Source organism: Streptomyces sp. NPDC005423 (assembly GCF_040606415.1).
Taxonomy (GTDB): Bacteria; Actinomycetota; Actinomycetes; order Streptomycetales; family Streptomycetaceae; genus Streptomyces.
The window spans coordinates 1-21093 of sequence record NZ_JBEXET010000041.1 but is presented as its reverse complement, the minus strand read 5'-3'; the positions used below and the strand labels follow the sequence as shown (position 1 = coordinate 21093).

The 21093-nt window shown below is 70.1% G+C and carries 17 protein-coding genes and 1 pseudogene; 10 read left to right on the top strand and 8 right to left on the bottom strand.

Features of this window, described 5'->3' with window-relative positions:
• Positions 1-86 precede the first annotated feature (86 nt).
• Both ABZT12_RS31240 and ABZT12_RS31235 read right to left on the bottom strand, forming a co-directional pair.
• Positions 87-641, bottom strand: a complete 555-nt coding sequence (locus ABZT12_RS31240) for a methylated-DNA--[protein]-cysteine S-methyltransferase (RefSeq protein WP_356390758.1) — start codon at positions 639-641, stop codon at positions 87-89.
• A 77-nt stretch (positions 642-718) separates the two neighbouring features.
• Positions 719-1612 carry a glycerophosphodiester phosphodiesterase family protein gene (locus ABZT12_RS31235; protein WP_356390756.1) on the bottom strand — a complete coding sequence of 298 codons (894 nt, stop codon included), beginning with the start codon at positions 1610-1612 and terminating at the stop codon, positions 719-721.
• A gap of 280 nt (positions 1613-1892) precedes the next feature.
• Between ABZT12_RS31235 and ABZT12_RS31230 the strand changes: the two genes are divergently transcribed.
• From ABZT12_RS31230 to ABZT12_RS31205, 6 genes are all read left to right on the top strand, one after another.
• Positions 1893-2762 (top strand): MHYT domain-containing protein, encoded by an 870-nt coding sequence (locus ABZT12_RS31230; RefSeq protein WP_356390754.1) that lies wholly within the window; start codon positions 1893-1895, stop codon positions 2760-2762.
• Between the two features lie 39 nt (positions 2763-2801).
• Complete coding sequence (gene uvrB / locus ABZT12_RS31225) at positions 2802-4940, top strand: excinuclease ABC subunit UvrB (protein ID WP_356390752.1); 2139 nt, start codon at positions 2802-2804, stop codon at positions 4938-4940.
• A gap of 158 nt (positions 4941-5098) precedes the next feature.
• Complete coding sequence (locus tag ABZT12_RS31220; protein ID WP_356390750.1) at positions 5099-5677, top strand: TerD family protein; 579 nt, start codon at positions 5099-5101, stop codon at positions 5675-5677.
• A gap of 56 nt (positions 5678-5733) precedes the next feature.
• Positions 5734-7812, top strand: coding sequence for a TerD family protein (locus ABZT12_RS31215; protein WP_356390748.1), 2079 nt, complete (start codon positions 5734-5736; stop codon positions 7810-7812).
• 239 nt (positions 7813-8051) lie between these two features.
• On the top strand, positions 8052-9065 hold the full coding sequence (locus ABZT12_RS31210; protein ID WP_356390746.1) for a TerC family protein: 1014 nt from the start codon (positions 8052-8054) through the stop codon (positions 9063-9065).
• 79 nt (positions 9066-9144) lie between these two features.
• Positions 9145-10245, top strand: coding sequence for an ionic transporter y4hA (locus tag ABZT12_RS31205; protein ID WP_356390744.1), 1101 nt, complete (start codon positions 9145-9147; stop codon positions 10243-10245).
• A gap of 24 nt (positions 10246-10269) precedes the next feature.
• Here ABZT12_RS31205 and ABZT12_RS31200 read toward each other — a convergent pair whose 3' ends face one another.
• A complete protein-coding gene (locus tag ABZT12_RS31200; RefSeq protein ID WP_356390742.1) occupies positions 10270-11541 on the bottom strand; it encodes an MFS transporter in 1272 nt (423 codons plus the stop codon).
• 93 nt (positions 11542-11634) lie between these two features.
• Complete coding sequence (locus tag ABZT12_RS31195) at positions 11635-12681, bottom strand: S66 peptidase family protein (protein ID WP_356390740.1); 1047 nt, start codon at positions 12679-12681, stop codon at positions 11635-11637.
• 100 nt (positions 12682-12781) lie between these two features.
• Between ABZT12_RS31195 and aroQ the strand changes: the two genes are divergently transcribed.
• On the top strand, positions 12782-13255 hold the full coding sequence (aroQ, locus tag ABZT12_RS31190; protein WP_356390738.1) for a type II 3-dehydroquinate dehydratase: 474 nt from the start codon (positions 12782-12784) through the stop codon (positions 13253-13255).
• A gap of 54 nt (positions 13256-13309) precedes the next feature.
• Here aroQ and ABZT12_RS31185 read toward each other — a convergent pair whose 3' ends face one another.
• From ABZT12_RS31185 to ABZT12_RS31170, 4 genes and pseudogenes are all read right to left on the bottom strand, one after another.
• Positions 13310-14077 carry an amino acid ABC transporter ATP-binding protein gene (locus tag ABZT12_RS31185; RefSeq protein WP_356390736.1) on the bottom strand — a complete coding sequence of 256 codons (768 nt, stop codon included), beginning with the start codon at positions 14075-14077 and terminating at the stop codon, positions 13310-13312.
• A complete protein-coding gene (locus ABZT12_RS31180; RefSeq protein WP_356390734.1) occupies positions 14074-15024 on the bottom strand; it encodes an amino acid ABC transporter permease in 951 nt (316 codons plus the stop codon). Before ABZT12_RS31180 ends, ABZT12_RS31185 begins: the two co-directional genes overlap by 4 nt.
• Positions 15021-15905: an ABC transporter substrate-binding protein gene (locus tag ABZT12_RS31175; RefSeq protein ID WP_356390731.1), complete on the bottom strand. Its 885-nt coding sequence runs from the start codon at positions 15903-15905 to the stop codon at positions 15021-15023. Before ABZT12_RS31175 ends, ABZT12_RS31180 begins: the two co-directional genes overlap by 4 nt.
• Before the next feature lie 355 nt (positions 15906-16260).
• A pseudogene (locus ABZT12_RS31170) lies at positions 16261-16446 on the bottom strand (MBL fold metallo-hydrolase); the annotation flags it as partial.
• Between the two features lie 1052 nt (positions 16447-17498).
• Between ABZT12_RS31170 and ABZT12_RS31165 the strand changes: the two are divergent.
• The 3 genes from ABZT12_RS31165 to ABZT12_RS31155 all read left to right on the top strand — a co-directional run.
• On the top strand, positions 17499-17690 hold the full coding sequence (locus tag ABZT12_RS31165) for a hypothetical protein (RefSeq protein WP_356390729.1): 192 nt from the start codon (positions 17499-17501) through the stop codon (positions 17688-17690).
• A 26-nt stretch (positions 17691-17716) separates the two neighbouring features.
• The gene (locus ABZT12_RS31160) at positions 17717-17872 is read left to right on the top strand and encodes a hypothetical protein (protein ID WP_356390727.1); all 156 of its coding nucleotides are present in this window, start codon (positions 17717-17719) and stop codon (positions 17870-17872) included.
• A gap of 659 nt (positions 17873-18531) precedes the next feature.
• The coding region (locus ABZT12_RS31155; RefSeq protein ID WP_356390725.1) for an Ig-like domain repeat protein at positions 18532-21093 on the top strand (2562 nt) is incomplete at its 3' end.

Genomic DNA, 21093 nt, shown 5'->3' with positions numbered 1-21093 from the left:
CAAACCTCGTGCCTCCCCGGCCACCGCCCGCTGACAGACGGGAAGGGCGTCCACGCACGCGGGGGGACGCCGGCCCGGACAGCGACTCAGAACAGCGGCTCCGGCAGGACACCCTCCAGTGCCAGCAGCTTCCGCTTGGTCTCCACGTCGCCGCCGAAGCCGCCGATGCCGCCGTCGCTCTCGATGACCCGATGGCAGGGCACCACCACCGGCAGCGGATTGGAACCCATCGCCACGCCCACCGCCTGCGCCGCGCGCGGCTGGCCGACCCGGCCCGCCAGCTCGCCGTACCCCACGACCGAGCCGAAGGGGACACCGGCCGCCAGCTCGCGCAGCACCTGGCGGTTGAAGCCGCCGATCAGGGACCAGTCCAGCGGCAGTTCGAAGTCGCGCCGCGCGCCGGCGAAGTAAGCCTCGACCTGACGTATCGACTCGGCCAGCAACGGCGAACCGGGCGCCTCGACCGGTGCGGTGCCGAGCCGGGACGCCAGCCGGTCGAGCGCTCTGTCGCGCACCGGGCCGGTGGCATGGAACACGACGTTGACCAGGCCGTGGCGGGTGGCGGCCAGCAGCAGCGGACCGACGCCGGTGCCGACCACGGCCCACACCACCTGCTGCTCGTACTGCCCATGGCTGTTCATGCGGACCACGGTACGGCCCGCCACTGACAACGCCCCACGACCCACAGCGCCTCACGAGCGGGCCGCGGCGGCCGGAGTCAGAAACCGGCCAGCGCAGTCCGTACGACATCCGGCCTGTCCGTGATGACACCGTCCACCCCGTACCCGACGACCTTCCAGGCGGTGGCCGCGTCGTCGACGGTCCAGGCGAACACCTCCAGCGGCCTGCCGTGCGCTCCGTCGAAGGCGTGCACGGCGGAGACGTAGCCGCGGGAGAGGGCGGTGTACGGAGGGTTGACCAGATCGGTGAAGTCGGCGTACCGGTGCAGGGACGCCACCGACGGGGTGCCGAGGAAGCCGGTCCTGACGGCGGGGGCGAGACGGTGGACGATGCGCAGGCTGTCCGCGCTGAAACTCTGGACGATCAGCCGGCCGGCGAGGTGCGACCGGTCCAGCCATCCCTCCTTGCCGAGGAGGTCGAGGGTCTGGCGCTCGATGCCGGGATAGAGCCCCGGGTTCTTGATCTCCAGCAGCAGCTTCTCGTGGTTGTGCTCGACCTCGCGCATGTACTGCTTGAGGGTCGGCACGCGCGTGCCCGCGTACGAGCGGCCGAACCACTTGCCCGCGTCGAGCCGGGCGATCTCGGCGGCGGTGAAGTCCTTGACCTTCCAGGGCGACCGGTCGGGAAAGACCCGCCGGACATCGGTGGTGCGTTGCAGGTTGTCGTCGTGGATGACGACCAGCCGGCCGTCCCGGGTGCGCTGGACGTCGTTCTCGACCCACCGGAAGCCGAGCGCGGCCGCCTTGTCGATGGAGGCGAGGGTGTTCTCGGGGGCGTAGGCCGAAGCCCCGCGGTGGGCGACGACGGTGAGCCACCCGGCGCTGCCGCCGGCCCTGGCGTCGGAGCCGGGGGGCAGGAGGGCGACTATGCCCAAGAGGGCGGCTATGCCCAGAAGCGCGGTGATCGAGGCGGTGACTGCGCGCGTGTGCATGCGTACTCCTCGCGTCGTGCCATCACGTTCCGTTCCAGCGTGACAGCAGACGGTCGACGCCGAGGGGGTAACCGGACGGACACGGTCCGACTCGGCTTGCCCAAGTCCGCTCACTGATACCGCACAAGTGGGGCGAGGCCGTGTTTCTTTGCCGGAAAATCGTTCGACCATTCCGGTGGGAGTCATACTCTTCTGCGTCAGCCCCGACCGCTCCCGCGGCCTGGGACGGAGCGCATTCCGGAGACATCGGGAACGCCACAGGGCGGAAAGGCCATCGCGCATGCAGGGCACGGTCGACGGCTTCAGCTACGGACTCGTCACGCCGTTGGTGGCCTACTTCATGGCCTGCCTCGGCGGCGCCCTCGGCCTCCGTTGCACCACCAGAGCGATGCTCGTCTCCCACTCCTGGCGCTCCGGATGGCTGGCGCTCGGCTCGGCGGCCATCGGCTCCGGCATATGGACCATGCACTTCATCGCGATGATGGGTTTCCAGGTCAGGGAGACACCGGTCCACTACGACAGGGCGATGACCTTCGCGAGCCTGGGCGTGGCGATCGTCATGGTGGGCCTCGGCATCTTCATCGTCGGCTACAAGGGCGCCGGCGGAACGGCGCTCTTCACCGGGGGCACCATCACAGGCCTGGGCATCGCCACGATGCACTACCTGGGCATGGCGGGCATGCGGCTCAACGGGGAACTGGGATACAACACGGTCACCGTCGGCCTGTCCGTCGTGATCGCCGTCGTGGCCGCGACGGCCGCCCTGTGGGCGGCCGGGCAGGTCCGGGGGTTCCTGTGGAGCGTCGGCGCGAGCCTCGTCATGGGACTCGCCGTCACCGGCATGCACTACACGGGCATGGCCGCGCTCAGCGTCCACCTCCACGGCACCGCCGAGACCACGGCGGGCGACTCGGCCGCCGCCCTCCTCGCGCCGATGATGATCGGCCCCCTCGCCTTCCTCTGCCTCGCCGGAGTGGTCGTGATGTTCGACCCGCTGATGGTCATGGGCAGGCCCGAGTGGACGCCCGTCGAGCACAAGCCGGGCGTCCCGGCCGCCGCCGTACCCCCGCACACCGCCCGCCACCGGCCCCCGCACCCCTCCGGCCGCGGGGTCCGCCGGCACGGATCCCGGACCCCGCAGAACCGGTGACGGACCCCGTTGTCAGTGGCGGGTCGTACGGTGGAACCCATGCGGCCCGTTTCCCACATCGAACGCACGGTGGCGCCCTTCGAGGTCGTCAGTCCCTACACGCCCAGCGGCGACCAGCCGGCGGCGATCGCCGAGCTGTCCCGGCGCATCGAGGCAGGTGAGAAGGACGTCGTCCTCCTGGGCGCGACCGGCACCGGCAAGTCCGCCACCACGGCGTGGATGATCGAGAAGCTCCAGCGCCCCACGCTCGTGATGGCGCCGAACAAGACCCTCGCCGCCCAGCTGGCCAACGAGTTCCGCGAGCTCCTGCCGAACAACGCGGTCGAGTACTTCGTCTCGTACTACGACTACTACCAGCCCGAGGCGTACGTCCCGCAGTCGGACACATACATCGAGAAGGACTCCTCGGTCAACGAGGAGGTCGAGCGGCTGCGCCACTCCGCCACCAACTCGCTGCTCACCCGCCGCGACGTCATCGTGGTCGCCTCGGTCTCCTGCATCTACGGCCTCGGCACGCCCCAGGAGTACGTGGACCGCATGGTCCCCCTCAAGGTCGGCGACGAGATCGACCGCGACCAACTGCTGCGCCGCTTCGTGGACATCCAGTACACGCGCAACGACGTCGCCTTCAGCCGGGGCACCTTCCGGGTACGCGGCGACACCATCGAGATCTTCCCGGTCTACGAGGAACTGGCCGTCCGCATCCAGATGTTCGGCGACGAGATCGAGGCCCTCTCCACGCTGCACCCGCTCACCGGCGAGATCATCAGCGACGACGAGCACCTCTACGTCTTCCCGGCCTCCCACTACATCGCGGGACCCGAGCGCCTGGAGCGGGCCGTCAACGACATCGAGAAGGAGCTGGGGGAGCGCCTGGCCGAGATGGAGAAGCAGGGCAGACTCCTGGAGGCCCAGCGGCTGCGCATGCGCACGACGTACGACCTGGAGATGCTCCGCCAGATCGGCTCCTGTTCCGGTGTCGAGAACTACTCGATGCACTTCGACGGCCGCGAGCCCGGCTCCCCACCGAACACGCTCATCGACTACTTCCCGGACGACTTCCTGCTCGTCATCGACGAGTCGCACAACACGGTGCCGCAGATCGGCGCCATGTACGAGGGCGACGCCTCCCGTAAGCGCACCCTCGTCGACCACGGCTTCCGGCTGCCCTCCGCGCTCGACAACCGCCCGCTGAAGTGGGAGGAGTTCCAGAAGCGCATCGGACAGACCGTCTACCTGTCGGCGACTCCGGGCAAGTACGAGCTCTCCCGCGCGGACGGCGCGGTCGAGCAGATCATCCGTCCCACCGGTCTCATCGACCCGGAGGTCGTCGTCAAGCCCACCGAGGGCCAGATCGACGACCTGGTGCACGAGATCCGCGCGCGGACCGAGAAGGACGAGCGTGTCCTGGTCACCACGCTCACCAAGAAGATGGCCGAGGACCTCACGGACTACTTCCTGGAACTCGGCATCCAGGTCCGCTACCTGCACAGCGACGTGGACACCCTGCGCAGGATCGAGCTGCTGCGCGAACTGCGCTCCGGCGAGTACGACGTCCTGGTCGGCATCAACCTCCTCCGGGAGGGTCTCGACCTGCCCGAGGTGTCCCTGGTGGCGATCCTCGACGCCGACAAGGAGGGCTTCCTGCGCTCCGGCACCTCCCTGATCCAGACCATCGGCCGCGCGGCGCGCAACGTCTCCGGCCAGGTCCACATGTACGCGGACAAGATCACCCCGGCGATGGAGAGGGCCATCGAGGAGACCAACCGCCGCCGGGAGAAGCAGGTCGCGTACAACACGGCGCACGGCATCGACCCCCAGCCGCTCCGCAAGAAGATCAACGACATCGTGGCGCAGATCGCCCGCGAGGACGTCGACACGGAGCAACTGCTCGGCTCGGGCTACCGCCAGGGCAAGGACGGCAAGCCTGCCAAGACCCCCGTGCCCGCGCTCGGCGGCAAGGCGGCCAAGAGCGCCAAGTCCGCGAAGGGCAAGGACGGGAAAACGTTGCCGACCGACCGTCCCGCGGCCCAACTCGCCGAACAGATCGAGGAGATGACGCAGCGGATGCGCGCCGCCGCCGCCGACCTGCAGTTCGAGGTCGCGGCCCGGCTGCGGGACGAAGTCTCCGAGATGAAGAAGGAACTCCGTCAGATGAGGGAGGGAGGCCTGGCCTGACCTCCGCGCGGCACCGCCGGACCCCGACCCCGCACAGTGTGTTGCAAGACCGACACAAAGAGCGGACGGGGGTTCGGCACCGTCAGCGCCCGTGCGTAGGGTTCTGAGCATCCGCGGAATCCGCGGCAACAGGGGACAGTTCGAGAGGGGAAACAGTCGTGACCGTCAATATGACCAAGGGTCAGGCCATCAGTCTGCAGAAGAACGACGGTGCCAGCCTGACCGCGGTGCGGATGGGTCTCGGCTGGCAGGCGGCTCCCCGGCGCGGCCTGTTCGGCTCGCGCACCCGGGAGATCGACCTGGACGCCTCCGCGGTGCTGTTCGCGGACAAGCAGCCGGTCGACGTGGTGTTCTTCCGCCACCTGGTGAGCGACGACGGCTCCGTGCGCCACACCGGAGACAACCTGGTCGGAGGTGTCGGCCAGGGCGGCGACGACGAGGCCATCCTCGTCGACCTCCAGCGGGTGCCGGTCCACATCGACCAGATCGTCTTCACCGTGAACTCCTTCACGGGACAGACCTTCCAGGAGGTGCAGAACGCGTTCTGCCGTCTGGTCGACGAGACCAACGGCCAGGAGCTGGCCCGCTACACGCTCGCGGGCGGTGGCCAGTACACGGCCCAGATCATGGCGAAGGTGCACCGTGCCGGGACCGGCTGGACGCTGACGGCCCTCGGCACCCCGACCAACGGCCGCACCTTCCAGGACCTGATGCCGGCGATACTCCCGCACCTGTAGGAGAACGCGGCGAGCGGCACCCGGCACGACACGGCGACACAGGGGGGCACAGGGCGATGGCTGCCGAGCTGGTGCGAGGACAGAACCATCCGCTCTCCCAGGTCCGTCTGAAGATCCGCGTCTCGGCCGGACGGCCCATCGTGGCCGGTGTCACGCTCGGCGACGAGCACGGCAGGATCCACGGCGTGGAGTGGGTGGCCCACCCGGGCACACCCACCCTGCCGGGCATCGAGGTCTCCAAGCAGGCCGCGGCCGACCACCGGCTCGCGGTGGATCTGGGTGCCGTCCCGGAGACAGTGCACCGGGTCACCGTGCTGCTCGCCCTGCCCGTCGGGGCGGGCGGCCCGGCCCGTTTCGGGGCCGTCGCCGCCCCCTTCGTCGCGGTCACCGGCCTCGACGGCGCCGAGATCGCCAGCTACACCATCACCGGCCTCGACGCGGAGTCGGCCGTGGTGGCGCTGGAGCTGTACCGCAGACAGGGCGCCTGGAAGGTGCGCGCCGTCGGCCAGGGTTACGCGGGTGGCCTGGCCCAGCTCCTCGCCGACCAGGGCCTGCCGGAGGCCCGCGCACTCGCGGCAAGCATCGACGAGGCGGTCGCCCGGGGACTGGCCCGCTCGGTGGCCGCCCCTCCGCCCCGCACCCCGGACGGCGACCGCACCCGGCAGACGGCCACCCCCGCACCGGGCCCGGACCAGTCCGCCTCCGCGTCCCAGAGCAGCACCGGCGCCGTACCGTCACAGCCGACGTCTCCGCACGGGCCGCACAGCACTTCCGGCCCCGCCGCCTCTCCGTACGGCGCCCAGAGCCCGCAGGGCACCCCGGCCGCGGGCACCCCCGGCCGGCCCGCGCCGCAGACCGGGTCCACCGGAACCTCCGTACCCCTGGACCCTTCCGCGCCGCCGCCCGGCGTCGGCCCGGTCGACTACAGCCACCCGGGCCGGCGGGGCGGGGCACCGCCGACTCCTCCGCCGACCGCGCCCCCGGTCCGGCCCGGGCAGCCCGCGCAGCCGGTCGCGGGGGACGCGACCGGCTGGTCCATGGAGGAGCGCCTCTACAACCAGGTGTGGGGCATGTTCGAGGACCTGGCCCGCACCATGGCCGCGTACCGCAGCGCCGTCGACTTCGCCGACTCGCGGATGGAGAAGGAGCTCGACCAGGCCCTCTCCGATCCGCGCAGCAGGCTCAGCGGCCGGGGCGAATCCGCCCGCGAGGCGGCCCAACGGAGACATGTCCAACTCGTCGACCAGGCGAGAGCGGCCCTCGACCGGGACCTCGCCCAACTGGCGGCCGAGTCCGACGTGGTCGAACCCGCGCTCCCGCCGGCCTACGCCCGCTGGGACAACCCCGTCTGGCACGGTTATCGCGTCCCCATGGAGATCCCGATGGCCCTGCGTCTGGGCGATCTCCACCTCCCCGAGCGGCCCGAGCTGCGCATCCCGATGCTGGTCCGGCTCCCGCTGGAGCGAGGTCTGTGGATCGACAGCGGGACCGCCGAGTCCCTGGACGGCTCCTTCACCGACGCCTACGACGTGCGGCGCCTTGCGATGGAGACGGCGGTGGCGATCGCGGCCCGGTTGCTCGCCGTCTATCCGGCGGGCGAGTTCGGCGTGCACGTGATCGATCCGGCCGGTTCCGGGGCCGCGGCGCTGGAACCCCTGGTGCGGACGGGCGCGCTCGCCACGGCTCCCGCCGCGGGTGCCGCCGGGGTCGCCGAGGTGCTGACCCGGCTCACCGAGCGCGTCGACCTGGTGCACATGGCGGTCCGCGCGGGCGCGGCCGACGCCCTGCCGCCAGGCCTCGACACGGCCGAGCAGCTGCTGCTCGTCAACGACTTCCCGCACGGCTTCGACGACCGCGCCGTGACCCAGCTGCGCTATCTCGCGGACGAGGGTCCGGCCGTCGGCGTCCACCTGATGATGGTCGCGGACCGTGAGGACGCCACCGCCTACGGTCCGTTGCTCGACCCCCTGTGGCGTTCGCAGTTGCGACTCACTCCGCTGCCCGACGACCACCTGGCGGACCCCTGGGTCGGCCACGCCTGGACATACGAACCCCCGCTCGCGCCGCCCGGCAGCGAGATCCTCCGGCAGGTCCTCACCGCGGTCGCGGACGGCCGCCGCACCTGGCGTCAATAACCGGCAAACTCGTTGACCAGTGTACTTGGCCTTTCTTTTACTAAACCCTTTACCTTCCCTTGGTGATTGGGGTACTGTCGTCCACACGGAGGGGAGTACTCCCAACCTGCTGCGGCGTACCCGTCAATACGGATCAGGCCTGATCCCGGGGCGTCGGCCCCGGCCTTGTCCGGGGTGGAAGAGACCTCCGGTAGCGACGACGCTGACCATTTGCCGTTCATACTGCCGGAGGCATTGCAGTGGAAGTTTCCGTGACCCTGTGGGTCCTGACCATCGTGGGGCTCGCCGCCCTGATCACGATCGATTTCCTCATCGGCCGCAAGCCGCATGACGTGTCGATCAAGGAAGCCGGAATCTGGACCGTCGTCTGGATCGCCCTGGCCGGCCTCTTCGGACTCGGTCTGCTCCTCTTCGGCGGAGGCCGGCCGGCCGGCGAGTTCTTCGCGGGCTTCATCACCGAGAAGTCGCTGAGCGTGGACAACCTCTTCGTCTTCGTCCTGATCATGGCGAAGTTCGCCGTGCCCTCGCAGTACCAGCAGCGGGTGCTGCTCGTCGGCGTCCTGATAGCGCTGGTCCTGCGAGCCGTCTTCATCGCCGCCGGCGCCGCCGTCCTCGCCAACTTCGCGTGGGTCTTCTACCTCTTCGGCGCCTTCCTCATATGGACCGCCTGGAAGCTCATCCAGGAGGCCCGAGCCGACGAGGAGGACGCGGAATTCGAGGAGAACAAGCTGCTCAGGGCCGTCGAGCGCCGCTTCGGCGTGGCCGACCGCTACCACGGCACCAAGCTGTGGATACGGGAGAACGGCAAGCGGGTCATGACCCCGATGCTGGTAGTGATGCTCGCCATCGGCACCACGGACGTGCTCTTCGCCCTCGACTCCATCCCCGCGATCTTCGGCCTCACCCAGGACCCGTACATCGTCTTCACCGCCAACGCCTTCGCGCTGATGGGTCTGAGGCAGCTGTACTTCCTCATCGGGGGGCTGCTGAAGAAACTGGTGCACCTCAGCTACGGCCTGTCGGTCATCCTCGGCTTCATCGGCGTCAAGTTGGTGCTGCACGCGCTGCACGAGTCCGGCGTCCATGTCCCGGAGATCGGCATCCCGGTCTCGCTGGGCGTGATCTGCGCGGTCCTGATCGTCACCACGATCACCAGCCTGATGGCCAACAAGAAGCAGGCGGCGGCCGATGCGGCGCGGGAGGAGACCGAGGGCGAGACCGAGGGCGTCGCCCAGCGCAGCATCGACGCCTGACCGTGACGGCCGCGGACACGGCCCACGGGCCCCGTATCGCCGGAGTGCGGGGCCCGGACCGCTCTGGGACGATCGCTCCATGATCACTGGGGTCGGTGCGCTCACGAACCGGTGGACGACCCTCGTGCCGGTGCTGGCGGCCCTCCTGCTGATCCTCACCTGGGGTCGTGACCTGCCCGGCGCGGTCGTCGCCCTGGTGACCCTGGTCCTCGCGGGGGCCGTCCTGGCGGCGGTGCACCATGCCGAGGTGGTGGCCCATCGGGTCGGTGAACCCTTCGGCTCCCTGGTTCTCGCCGTCGCCGTCACGATCATCGAGGTGGCGCTGATCCTCACCCTGATGGTGGACGGCGGCGACAAGACCTCCACGCTGGCCAGGGACACGGTCTTCGCGGCCGTCATGATCACTTGCAACGGCATCGTCGGTGTCTGTCTTCTCGTCGGCTCGCTGCGCCACGGCACTGCGGTCTTCAACCCGGAGGGCACCGGCGCCGCCCTCGCCACCGTGGCGACGCTGGCCACCCTCAGCCTGGTCCTGCCGACCTTCACCACGAGCAAGCCCGGCGCGGAGTTCTCCGGCGTCCAGCTCACCTTCGCCGCGCTCTCCTCACTCGTTCTGTACGGGCTCTTCGTCACCACCCAGACCGTGCGACACCGGGACTACTTCCTGCCGGTCACCCGGCAGGGCGAGGTGATCACCACGGACGGTCACGCCGGGGTGCCCTCCGGGCGAACCGCCTGGATCAGCCTGGGCCTGCTCGGTCTCGCGCTGATCGGGGTGGTCGGTCTCGCCAAGAGTGTGTCGCCGACCATCGAGTCCGGGGTGGAGGCGGCCGGACTGCACCAGGCCGTCGTCGGCGTGGTCATCGCGCTGCTCGTGCTGCTGCCCGAGACCATCGCCGCACTGCGCTCCGCCCGCCGCGACCGTGTGCAGACCAGCCTCAACCTCGCGCTCGGCTCGGCGATGGCCAGCATCGGCCTGACCATCCCCGCGGTGGCCCTGGCCTCCGTATGGCTCTCCGGACCGCTCGTTCTCGGCCTCGGCTCCACCCATATGGTCCTGCTCGCGCTGACCGTCGTGGTCAGCTCCCTGACGGTGGTGCCCGGCCGCGCGACCCCGCTCCAGGGCGGCGTCCATCTGGTGCTCTTCGCCGCCTATCTGGAGCTGGCGATCAACCCGTAGCGCCGCCGGGCGCCCATGCGGCCGTCACCCGGTGGCCGGTTCGGCGACCACCGCCGTCACCGGTCGGGTCTCCGGCAGGAGGGCGAAGCAGCCCAGGCTCAGCAGGGCCATCCCCGTCAGATAGGCGCCGACACCCCAGGGGACGCGTCCGCCGCGCTCCGCGAGGGTGGTCGCCACGATCGGGGTGAGCGCGCCGCCGACGACCCCGCCGAGGTTGTAGCCCACGGCGGCGCCCGTGCAGCGCACCCGGGGCTCGTACAGTTCCGGCAGGTAGGCGGCGATCACGGCGAACATCGTGATGAACGCGAGCAGCGCGCCCAGCATCCCGAGGAACATCAGCAGCGGCGAGCCGGTGGCGAGCAGCGCGACCATCGGGAACATCCACAGAGCGGTGGCCGTGCATCCCAGGAGGCACAGCGGCCGTCGGCCGTAGCGGTCGCTCAGTACCGCCACCAGCGGGGTGAGCGAGCCCTTCACCGCCACGGCGGCCATGATGCAGCCCAGCATGACGGTACGGCTGACCCCGAGCCGCTCGGTGCCGTAGGCGAGGGACCAGGTCGTCACCGCGTAGAAGACGGCATACCCCACGGAGAGCGCCCCCGCGGTGAGCAGTACCAGCCGCCAGTGCTCGCGCGCGACCTCGACGAGCGGCACGCGCGCGTGGTCGTCGATTTCGAGGAACCGGGGGCTCTCCGTGAGCGACGAGCGCAGCCACAGCCCCGCCAGTGCCAGGACTCCGGCCGCCCAGAACGGCACCCGCCACCCCCACTGCGCGAACTGCGCGTCGGACAGGGACGCCGACAGGGCCAGGATCACGCCGTTGGCCAGTAGGAACCCGACGGCGGGACCGATCTGCGGAAAGCTGGACCACAGCCCGCGCCGCCCGGCCGGCGCGTGTTCCGCCACGAGCAGCACCGCGCCGCCCCACTCGCCGCCGAGCCCCAGCCCCTGCAGAAAGCGCAGCAGCAGGAGGAGTGCCGGGGCGGCCACCCCGATCGAGCCGTACGACGGCACACAGCCGACCGCGACCGTCGAGGCGCCGGTCAGCAGCAGGGAGGCGACGAGGACGGGCCGCCGCCCGCGCCGGTCCCCGATGTGCCCGAAGAGCACCGAACCCAGCGGCCGGGCGACGAAGCCCACCCCGAACGTCGCGAAGGCGGCCAGCGTCCCCGCCACCGGCGAGAACGTGGGGAAGAACAGCGGCCCCAGGACCAGGGCCGCCGCCGTCCCGTAGACGAAGAAGTCGTAGAACTCGATCGCGGTTCCGGCGAGGGAGGCGGCCGCGAGCCGCAACATGGAGGGCGCCTTTACGGTGCGTACAGCGTGCATGCCGCCTCAACTACCCACCGTGACCGGCAGTTACGGGGGCGTACGGAGGTGACGGGCGTTTCAGTAGGTGACGGTGATGCGCCGGGCGGGGCCGTCGACGCGGATCATGCCCCCGTAGGGGAGCACGAGTTGCGGGTCGGTATGGCCCAGGTCCACGTCGAAGACGGCCATGGTGTCGGGGGCGTAGGCCTTCAGCGCCCGCTGCACGGCCTCGCGCTGTTCGGCGGCGTGACGGGCGCCCTCCTCAGGGGTGTTGGGCCGCTCGAAGGACCAGGTCTTCGCGCGCCCCATCAGCAGCGCCGGAAAGCGCCGCAGCAGACCGCGCTCGCCCATGTTGCGCAGGATCCGGAAGACCTCCGTGGCGCTCGGCAGTTCCTCGGAGGTCTCCAGGACGAGTACGCCGCCGTCGTACTCGGACAGGTCCCGTGCGATCTCGCGGTCGGCCATCAGCAGCCACGAGAGGATCTCCAGGTTGCCGCCCCAGCCGCGGCCCTCCACCACGCGGTCGGCGCGCTGCCAGATCCATCCGGTGCCGGGCCGGGTCTCCGGTTCCGCGTCGAAGGTGGCCGGGTCGGCCCACTCCCGGTTGACGTCGGTCCAGTGCTCGGCGGGCCTCAGTTCGTAGGGCCCCGACGTGAACAGGGCGGCGCGCAGGGAGTCGGCGGTCAGCGGGTGCATGGCGCCGGGACGTCCCAGCTCGCACATGACGGTCGCGCCGTGATAGCCGACGACCCCGGTGTTGTACAGGTAGGCGAGCAGGTTGGTGTTGTCGCTCATTCCGAAGAACGGCTTGGGGTTGGCCCGGATCAACTCCCGGTCCAGCAGCGGCAGTACGGTGATCTGGTCGTCACCGCCGATCGACGCGATGACCGCCTTGATCTCCGGGTCGGCGAACGCCGCGTGGATGTCGTCGGCCCGTTCCCGCGGCGTCGAACCCATCTTCCGTGTCGCCGGATACTCGACCGGTTCGAGACCGAACTCCTCGCGCAGCCGCCGCAGGCCCAGTTCGTGGGGGAGCGGGTAGAGCCCCGGCAGGCCGGACGAGGGTGAGATCACGGCTACGCGGTCACCGCGCGACGGTTTGGGAGGGTAGGCGATCGTCGTCATGACGGGAGCGTACGGCCCGGCACCCGGCCGACGCACCGTGATAGACCGGGTCCGACCAGCGGTCCGTGCGACGGACCGCCCCGAACAGACCGGAGGAACCGTGCCCCGCACCCTCGCCAACGCCCCGATCATGATCCTCAACGGCCCCAACCTGAACCTGCTCGGTCAACGCCAGCCGGACGTCTACGGTTCCGGCACTCTCGCCGATGTCGAGGCGCTGTGCGCCGAGGCGGCGGCCGCGCACGGCGGGACGGTCGACTTCCGGCAGTCCAACCACGAGGGCGAGCTGGTCGACTGGATCCACGAGGCGCGGCTCGGCCACTGCGGGATCGTCATCAACCCGGGGGCGTACTCGCACACCTCCGTCGCGATCCTGGACGCCCTCAACACCTGTGACGGGATGCCGGTGTTGGAGGTCCACATCTCCAACATCCACCAGCGCGAGGCGTTCCGGCACCACTCCTACGTCTCGCTGCGTGCCGACGGTGTCATCGCGGGCTGCGGGATCCAGGGGTACGTGTTCGGCGTGGAGCGGGTGGTGGCGCTGGCAGGGCCCGCCCGGACCGACACGTGAGCACCGGCCTCCAGCCGGCCGGCGCGTAAGCACCGGCCTCCCGGCGCGCGCCCCTTACAGCCGGCCCGCCTCCACGATCCGCCGCAGGAAGCGCCGCGTGCGCTCATGCCGCGGGTCGCCGAAGATCCGCTCCGGGGCGCCGCGCTCCAGGACCACGCCTCCGTCCAGGAAACAGACCTGGTCGGCGACCTCACGGGCGAAGCCCATCTCGTGCGTGGCCAGCACCATCGTCATCCCGTCGGCCTTCAGATCCCGTACCACGCCCAGTACTTCGCCCACCAGCAGCGGGTCGAGCGCGGCGGTGATCTCGTCCAGGAGCAGCAGCCGGGGACGGACGGCCAGCGCCCGTACGATCGCGACCCGCTGCTGCTGACCGCCGCTGAGCCGGTCCGGGTACTCGGCCGCCTTGCCGCCCAGCCCGAGCCGCTCCAGCAGCTCACGCGCGTGCTGCTCGGCCTCGGCCCGCGAGGCGCCGTGCACGCGCCGGGGGGCGAGGGTGATGTTCTCCAGAACCGTCATGTGCGGGAACAGGTTGTACGCCTGGAAGACCACGCCGATACGGCGCCGTACCGCGTCCTGGTCGGTGCGCGGATCGGTGATCTCCTCGCCGTCCAGCCAGATCGCGCCGTCGTCGATGTCCTCCAGGAGGTTCGCGCACCGCAGCAGCGTCGACTTGCCCGAGCCCGAGGCGCCGATCAGCGCGGTCACCGTGTGCGGGGCGACCTCCAGGTCGACGTCGCGCAGCACGACCGACCCGCCGAACGTCTTGCGGACGGACTCCATCCGGAGCACCGGGGACCCGTCGGCCTTCTCCGTGGTCATGTCGTGCCTCCCTGGGCGCGCTGCCGGTCCATCCTGGCCGTCACCCAGTCCGTGAACCGGGTCATCGGGATGGTCAGGGCCACGAAGACCAGCCCCGCGACGATGTACGGCGTGTAGTTGAGACTGCGCTGCGCGATGATGTCGGAGGCCCGTACGGCGTCGATCGCGCCGCCGATCGAGACGAGCCCGGTGTCCTTCTGGAGGGACACCAGGTCGTTGAGCAGGGGCGGCACCTGCCGGCGTACGGCCTGGGGAAGCACCACGTGCTGCAGCGCCTGCCGGTTGGTCAGGCCCAGCGAGCGGGCCGCCGCGCGCTGCGAGGGGTGCACGGACTCGATGCCGGCGCGGAACACCTCGGCGACGTACGCCGAGTACGTCAGGGTGAGGGCCGTACCGCCCAGCAGTACGGGGTCGACGCTCACGCCCTGCAGACGCAGCGCGGGCACACCGAAGACCACGATCATCAGGTTGATGATCAGCGGCAGTCCGCGGAAGAAGTCCGTGTACGCGGCCGCCAGCGCCCGGACGGGGAAGAACACCGGCCCGCGCAGGGTGCGGGCGATGGCGATCAGCATGCCCAGGACGAGCACCAGCACACCGCAGATCACCAGCAGCCGGACGTTGAGCCACAGACCTTCGAGGACCTTGGGGAACGCCTCGCGCGCGTAGTGCCCGTCGAAGAAGGTCTCCTTGGTGCGCTGCCAGCCCGGCGCGCTGACCACGAGCAGGTACAGGACGACGGCGCTGACCAGGGTCGACACCGCGGCGATCGAGGTCGCCCGACGCGCACGCGCGCGTCGGTGGCGCTCGCGGTCCAGGCGCCGCTGCGAGGGGACGTAGGTGGTGTCCGCGCCGGCCACACCGGGCGTGTCGCCCTTGTCGTCCGCCGGGTCACCTGCCCTGTCGTCCGGGGCCTCCGGGCCGGAGCCGTCCTTCACGACGGTCACTTGAGCACCGGCGCGTCGACGGCGTCGGACAGCCACTGCTTCTCCAGCCGCGCCAGGGTGCCGTCCTCGCGCAGGGCGTTCACCGCCGACGTCACGCACGACGTGAGGGCGCTGCCCTTGTCGAGGACGAGGCCGAACTGCTCGGGTGTATCGCCCTGGTTCTCGAACTGGCCGACGATTTTGGCGTTGGTCACCTGCGCCGAGGTGACGTAGAAGGCGGTCGGCAGGTCGGTGACGATCGCGTCGACCTGGCCGTTCCTGAGCGCGGAGATGGCCTGGTCGTTCTTGGAGTACGCCGCCGCCTCCTGCTTCGGCTTCACCACGTCGCTGAGGTAGTTGAGGCTCGTGGTGCCGACCTGGGCGCCCAGCTTGAGGCCCTTGAGGTCCGCGATGCTCGTCGCCTTCGCCGCCTTGCCGCCCTTGAGCGCGATGACGGCCTGGCGCACGTCGTAGTAGCCGGACGAGAAGTCGACGGCCTTCTTGCGCTCGGTGCTGATCGACACCTGGTTGATGTCGAAGTCGAAGGTCTTCACGCCGGGCGCGAAGGCCTTGTTGAAGGGCACGCGCTGCCAGGTGACAGCGCTTTTGCCGTAACCGAGCTGCTTCGCGACGGCGTACGCGACGGCGGACTCGAAGCCCTTGCCGCTGGCCGGTTTGTCGTCCTCGAACCACGGCTCGTAGGCCGGCTGGTCCGTCGCGATCGTCAGCTTGCCGGAGCTCTGGGTGCGCAACTTGCCCGTGGCGCAGACGGTCCCGGTCGAACCCGAGGCCTGGTCGGAGGCCTTCTCCGCCGGCTGCGGCGCACAGCCGACGGCGGTGGCGAGCAGGGCGGTCGTCGCGGCGGCTGCCGCGTGGCGCAGTACGCGAGGGGCAAAGTGCATGGCGGGAGAGTGACAGTCCGACATCCTCTCTGTCGAGGTCAAAGCCGTGATTGTCCGCATGGTGGGAACGTGTGTTGCGATCGCGTGAACTGCCTCCGCGCGTGCGGGCAGTTGGCATGGGCCGGGGCCGCCGGTCCAGGGCGGGGATCGGCAGACCGGCGGCCCATCCGCTCAGGAGCCGTCAACCTGCGCGGGGCTACTGCCAGTTGACCGCGCGACCGTGTGCGCGGGGAGAGCGCACGCGGCCCCGGCGCGTGCGAACGCGTCACACGGGGTGCGTACGCGGGCGTCGCGCCGGGCGTGCGGAGCGGCGCACGCCGGGGCACGCACCCGCGCCTCGCCCCGCGTCAGGCGCTCACCATCCCCGCGCGCGCCACTCCGGCAGCTGCGGGCGCTCGGCGCCCAGCGTGGTGTCGTTGCCGTGGCCCGGGTAGACCCAGCTCTCGTCCGGGAGGAGGCCGAAGATCTTCGTCTCGACGTCGTGGATCAGGCGGGCGAACGCCTCGGGGTCCTTACGGGTGTTGCCGTCGCCCCCCGGGAAGTCCTGGGGCGGAGTGTCCGGCGCTCATCACGGACGAGCAGTAGGGGCTCTGTACGGTCTCCGGTGTGACAGGGGTGGGCGTGGCCGGAGTTCGCCTGCCGTGAAGCGGGTGAGGTGCCGGTCTGGACGGTCCGGGTGCGGTCGGCTTCGGGAAGGCGGGTGAGGATGCCGGGCAGGGGCCGCTCGCGTGCCACTTCGCGGCGGTGCGCGAGGATCGCCTCCCACTTCATGCCCGCCCACGGTGTGACGTCGATGCGGGTGGTCACACACGAGTCCGGTACCGCGTGCATCGTCTTGCCCTCCCCTTCCAGCAGCGGGCGGAGCAGGCCACACCGGAATCGGGGCGCCTGGCCGCGTACAGGACGCTCGGCCACCGGGACTCGCCGGCGTCCGGACACCGGTGCGGTAAGCCGGCGGCCTCGACGGCGGGGAGGGTGATCCGGTGGGCGCGTCCGTGATCCGGGTTGCCCCCTGAGCCGTCCAAGGGCGTCGTGGCGGACGACGATGTCGGGCCGGAACTCGCGGCTGTGCGTGACCAGGCGGCCGACGGCCTCGTCCAGGGGTGCATCGACGAGGCGTACGGCGCTGCGGGGGCTGAGGCAGGGTTGTGGGCCTCCGCGTAGCCGAGCAGTCGCGGCGCGCCGGCGCCCAAGGCGGCCAAGGCCTCGGTGAGTTCAGAGGCTAGTTGGGTGTCGGCGGTCCGGATGGCGGTGACGACGGCGGTGCGGGCGCCGGCTGCGGCGTGCTGGGCGAGGACGCCGCCGGTGAGGTCCGCTGGACCAGGACCTCCCAAGGGATCCTCGGTTCCCTCGCCCGCTTCTGCCGACGGATCCCTGACGCCGGACACCAGCGCTGCCCCCAAGACGGGGGTGCGGCTGATGACGAGGCGCGGGACGGCCAGAAAAAATCTGCCTAAGGGGAATTGTAATTTCGTCAGGCGCCTTACGATGAACGGTATGAACGCGGTGGTGTTTCTGCTGACACTCGGCGCTATTTGTCGTATTACCAGGTTTGTAACCAAAGATGAATTGGCGGCCGGATTCCGTTCCAGAGTGGCCGACCGGTTCGGCGACGACTCGAAGGTCTTCTATCTGGTCACCTGTGGTTGGTGCGCCGGCAGCTGGGCCTCCGTGTGCGTCGTCCCGCTCGCCTATCTGCTCGGCGACACCGTGGGGTTCCAGGCCGTCGCCATGGCCCTGACGTTGTCCTATCTCGTTGGCGTGGCGTCCACCTGGCTCGACTGAGGACAGACAACGAAGGAGGAACTCCCATGGGATGCAACTGTGGTGGGCGGGCCCGCCGGACCGTGCCGGTCTACCGGCTGATCCTGCCGAACGGCGTCACCCGCGACTATGCCACGCACCAGGAGGCCGAGGCCGCCAGGCGGCGGCACGGCGGAGGCACCATCGTCGTGGTGAACAAGTAGGTCGGTCGCACGACGGGAGTGCGCGGGGTGCATGGTGGCCGTCGATGCGCGCCGTGCGGAGCTGGCGAAGACTGCCCCACAAACCGCTCCCCGTAAGTGACCACCCCGGCTTGCGCGGGTCCACGCCCCGCGAATTCCGGGCGATGCTGGCCCGCTGTCGGGGTCGACCGATGGCGGGCCACCGGGCCTACGGTGCATGCCCAGGGCCGGGGCGGAGCGTCGGTGCCGTGCGCCTCTGCGAGTGCGCCGGATACATCGCGGTGAGCCCTGGCGCCGTCGGCTCCGCACAGGTGGTGGACGGCGGCTCGCCGGACCGTGCGGCGGTCCCGGCCGCCGGCCGAAAGTCGGTGAGGAGGCACTGGCATTCAACTGCTGTCTCGTGGCCGCACGTTACGCGGGTGCTCTTCGGGAGCGCTTTCGTATTATCCGAATCACCTCGTAGTACCGACCGTGAGCTGCCCCGATCGAGTGCTAATGCGTGCACCGGTATGGCGTAACGGGTGCACCTTTCCGCCTACTGGGAATCAGCTAATACGGGTCGCGGAACTGATTCGAGCTGTGGATTAGCAAGGTGTCGATATTTCTTTGTCGGCCTGCTGCCCGTCTCCCTCAGGTAAAGGGCCCGTTCGCCCCGAAACATGCAAAGGGGGGCTCAACCAGTGGCAAGTTCGACTACGGCACTCACTTCGTCGCCCAATCCATCCGTCTGCGGCGAGCAGGTCACGTTCACGATCACGGTCGCCGCGGCACCACCCGACACCGGGACGCCGACCGGAACCGTCAGCGTCATCATCAGCAGCGACGGGCCCACTCTGATCGGGACACTGGACGCGTCCGGCCAGACCCAGGTCACCATCAGCAACCTGACCGTGGGCACCCACCAGGCGATCGCCGTCTACAACGGCGACGCCAACTTCACCTCCTCCGCCTCTAATCTGCTGGACCAGACCGTCCTCGCTGCGCCCACCACGACCACGGTCACCGCCTCTCCGGATCCGTCGGTGTGCGGTCAGTTGGTGACGCTGTGCGCGGCGGTGACCATCGACGCGCCGGGTTCGGGTACGCCGACGGGTACGGTGACGTTCACCGGATCTGGCGGCCTGAACGAGACCACGGTGCTGGACGGTTCGGGTCAGGCGTGCGTGACCACCACCGTGCTGTCCACCGGCACCGTGACCGCCTCCTACGACGGTGACGGCTGTGCAGCGCCGTCGACGGGCACGGCCGACGTGACCGTCGACGAGGCACCGTCGACGACTACGGTCACCGCCTCTCCGGATCCGTCGGTGTGCGGTCAGTTGGTGACGCTGTGCGCGGCGGTGACCATCGACGCGCCGGGTTCGGGTACGCCGACGGGTACGGTGACGTTCACCGGCCCCGGCGGCCTGAACGAGACCACGGTGCTGGACGGTTCGGGTCAGGCGTGCGTGACCACCACCGTGCTGTCCACCGGCACCGTGACCGCCTCCTACGACGGTGACGGCTGTGCAGCGCCGTCGACGGGCACGGCCGATGTGACCGTCGACGAGGCGTCCACGGCGACCGTGCTGGAGGTGGACCCGAACCCGTCGGTGTGCGGTGAGTCGGTGACGCTGTGCGCGACGGTGACGACGCTTCCGCCGGGTTCGGGTACGCCGACGGGTACGGTGACGTTCACCGGTCCCGGCGGCCTGAACGAGACGGTGACACTTGACGTGTCCGGTGAGGCGTGTGTGACCACCACGGTGCTGTCCACGGGGACGGTGACCGCGACGTACAACGGTGAGGGGCCGTGCTTCGCGGGCTCGTCGGACACCGCGAACGTGTCGGTCAACGCGGCCGATACGACGACCACGCTGACCGTCTCTCCGGATCCGTCGGTGTGCGGTGAGTCGGTGACGGTGTGTGCGGCGGTGACGACGCTTCCGCCGGGTTCGGGTACGCCGACGGGCATGGTGACGTTCACCGGCCCCGGCGGCCTCAACCAGACAGTGCCGCTGGACGGCACCGGTCAGGCGTGTCTGACGGCCACTGTGCTGGAGACCGGCACCGTCATCGCCGAGTACGACGGCGCTCCCTGCTTCAGCCTGTCCTTCGCCACGATTGACGTGACGGTGAACCCCGCCCCGTCCACGACCACGGTGACGGTGGCTCCGGATCCGTCGGTGTGTGGTGAGTTGGTGACGGTGTGTGCGGCGGTGGCCGTGGACCCGCCGGGTTCGGGTGTTCCGACGGGCACGGTGACGTTCACCGGTCCGGGCGGGCTGAACCAGACGGTGGGGCTGGACGGTTCGGGTCAGGCGTGCGTGAGTGCCACCACGTTGGCCACGGGCACCGTGATGGCGACGTACGGCGGTGACGGTTGTGCCGCGCCGTCGTCCGGCACGGTTGGCGTGACTGTGGACCCGGCCGATACGACGACCACGGTGACGGTGGCTCCGGATCCGTCGGTCTGCGGTGAGTTGGTGACGGTGTGTGCGGCGGTGACGACGGATGCGCCGGGTTCGGGTGTTCCGACGGGCACGGTGACGTTCACCGGTCCCGGCGGGCTGAACCAGACGGTGGTACTGGACGGTTCCGGTGAGGCGTGTGTGACGACGGCCTCGCTGGCCTCCGGCACGGTCACCGCGACGTACAACGGTGAGGGGCCGTGCTTCGCGGGCTCTGTCGGAACCGTGTCGGTCACGGTGAGCCCGGCCGGCACGACGACCACGGTGACGGTGGCTCCGGATCCGTCGGTGTGCGGTGAGTTGGTGACGGTGTGTGCGGCGGTGGCCGTGAACCCGCCGGGTTCGGGTGTTCCGACGGGCACGGTGACGTTCACCGGTCCGGGTGGGCTGAATCAGACGGTGGTACTGGACGGTTCCGGTGAGGCGTGTGTGACGACGACCTCGCTGGCCTCCGGCACGGTCAGCGCGCAGTACAACGGTGCGGCCTGCTTCGAGGTGTCCTCGGACACGGTCGAGGTGACTGTGGACGCGGCCGATACGACGACCACGGTGACGGTGGCTCCGGATCCGTCGGTGTGCGGTGAGCTGGTGACGGTGTGCGCGACGGTGACGACGCTTCCGCCGGGTTCGGGTGTTCCGACGGGCACGGTGACGTTCACCGGTCCGGGCGGGCTGAATCAGACGGTGGTACTGGATGCCAACGGCAAGGCCTGCCTGACCACCACAGTTCTGGCCACGGGCACCGTGACGGCGACGTACGGCGGTGACGGTTGTGCCGCGCCGTCGTCCGGC

Coding starts and splice junctions, on each gene's coding strand:
- ABZT12_RS31240 (WP_356390758.1), bottom strand. CDS start 641: ATGAACAGCCATGGGCAGTACGAGCAGCAGGTGGTGTGGGCCGTGGTC.
- ABZT12_RS31235 (WP_356390756.1), bottom strand. CDS start 1,612: ATGCACACGCGCGCAGTCACCGCCTCGATCACCGCGCTTCTGGGCATA.
- ABZT12_RS31230 (WP_356390754.1), top strand. CDS start 1,893: ATGCAGGGCACGGTCGACGGCTTCAGCTACGGACTCGTCACGCCGTTG.
- uvrB (WP_356390752.1), top strand. CDS start 2,802: ATGCGGCCCGTTTCCCACATCGAACGCACGGTGGCGCCCTTCGAGGTC.
- ABZT12_RS31215 (WP_356390748.1), top strand. CDS start 5,734: ATGGCTGCCGAGCTGGTGCGAGGACAGAACCATCCGCTCTCCCAGGTC.
- ABZT12_RS31205 (WP_356390744.1), top strand. CDS start 9,145: ATGATCACTGGGGTCGGTGCGCTCACGAACCGGTGGACGACCCTCGTG.
- ABZT12_RS31200 (WP_356390742.1), bottom strand. CDS start 11,541: ATGTTGCGGCTCGCGGCCGCCTCCCTCGCCGGAACCGCGATCGAGTTC.
- ABZT12_RS31195 (WP_356390740.1), bottom strand. CDS start 12,681: ATGACGACGATCGCCTACCCTCCCAAACCGTCGCGCGGTGACCGCGTA.
- ABZT12_RS31185 (WP_356390736.1), bottom strand. CDS start 14,077: ATGACCACGGAGAAGGCCGACGGGTCCCCGGTGCTCCGGATGGAGTCC.
- ABZT12_RS31175 (WP_356390731.1), bottom strand. CDS start 15,905: ATGCACTTTGCCCCTCGCGTACTGCGCCACGCGGCAGCCGCCGCGACG.
- ABZT12_RS31160 (WP_356390727.1), top strand. CDS start 17,717: ATGGGATGCAACTGTGGTGGGCGGGCCCGCCGGACCGTGCCGGTCTAC.